Annotated in this window: 2 protein-coding genes; both read left to right on the top strand. The window is 41.1% G+C overall.

Annotation, left to right across the window (positions count from 1 at the left end; all coding sequences use genetic code 11):
• The first annotated feature begins 59 nt into the window (after positions 1–59).
• Entirely contained in the window at positions 60–563 is a 504-nt protein-coding gene (gene fliL, locus A3766_RS25270; RefSeq protein ID WP_068513649.1) for a flagellar basal body-associated protein FliL, read from the top strand.
• A 96-nt stretch (positions 564–659) separates the two neighbouring features.
• A partial coding sequence (gene fliM, locus A3766_RS25265; protein ID WP_197479736.1) for a flagellar motor switch protein FliM occupies positions 660–1246 on the top strand: 587 nt, incomplete at its 3' end.

Below are 1246 nucleotides of genomic sequence, written 5' to 3'. Positions count from 1 at the left end.
CACTTTGCTGGATATCTGTAAAGGTGCTCAGCTGCGATTTGATATGACGGGATTTTGACGTGGCAGAAGAAGAAAACAAAACTGAAGAAGAGCAATCTGGCGAAGGTGGTTCAAAGAAAAAGCTAATTATTATTATTGCGATCGTTGCAATTTTAGCTATTGGTCTATCGGTTGGTGTGACGATGTTTTTGCTTGGTGGCGATGAAGACGCACCAACTGAACCGGTTATTGAAGAAGAAGTAAAGGAGCCAGCTAGCTACATTCCAATTAAGCCAGCATTTTTGGTTACGTTTAATGTCGATGGGCGTCAGCGGTATATGCAGATTTCATTATCTGTTTCTAGTCGTGATGCCAGTGCTTTGGATGCTTTAGACCACCATATGCCTTTGATACGTTCACGTTTATTGAATGTATACGCAGATCAGGACTTTCAACAGATTCGCACTGAGGAAGGTAAGTTAGCGCTTCAAGCTCAGACAGTCGAAGTGATTAATACTGTCTTAAGTAGTGAAGAGGCTGGTGAGATAGAGAACGTTTATTTCACTAATTTTGTATTGCAGTAGTTTTGTTCAAGATGTTTTAAGTTATTTGTTTGGTGTTATTTTCGCGACCGTCAAATAGCTTATTTTGTGATTGCTTAAAAATTCATATAGTCAGGTATTAGTGTGCAAGATTTATTATCACAAGACGAGATAGATGCGTTATTGCATGGTGTCGATGATGGTGATATCGACACGGAGGACGATGCCGATGAAGAAGGTATACGCAATTACGACTTAGCGAGCCAAGATAGAATTGTGCGCGGGCGCATGCCTACGCTCGAAATGATCAATGAAAGGTTTGCCCGCTACACCAGAATCAGCTTGTTTAACCTGCTCCGTAGAAACGCCGACGTTTCTACGGGCGGTGTCCAGATCATGAAGTTTGGAGAGTATATCCATACTCTTTACGTTCCTACCAGTTTAAATATTGTCAAAATCAGACCTCTTCGCGGAGCTGGTTTATTTATTTTTGATGCCAAGCTAGTTTTTAAACTTGTTGATAACTTCTTTGGTGGTGATGGGCGTCATGCAAAAATTGAAGGGCGTGAGTTTACGCCTACCGAGATTCGGGTTGTTCATATGGTACTCGAACAAGTCTTTATCGATATGAAGGAAGCGTGGAGCGCAGTTTTCAAAATTGATTTTGAGTATATGAACTCTGAAGTTAACCCTTCAATGGCGAATATTGTTAGCCCTAGTGAAGT

Source organism: Oleiphilus sp. HI0132 (assembly GCF_001635845.1).
This window is presented reverse-complemented; position numbering and strand designations above follow the sequence as displayed.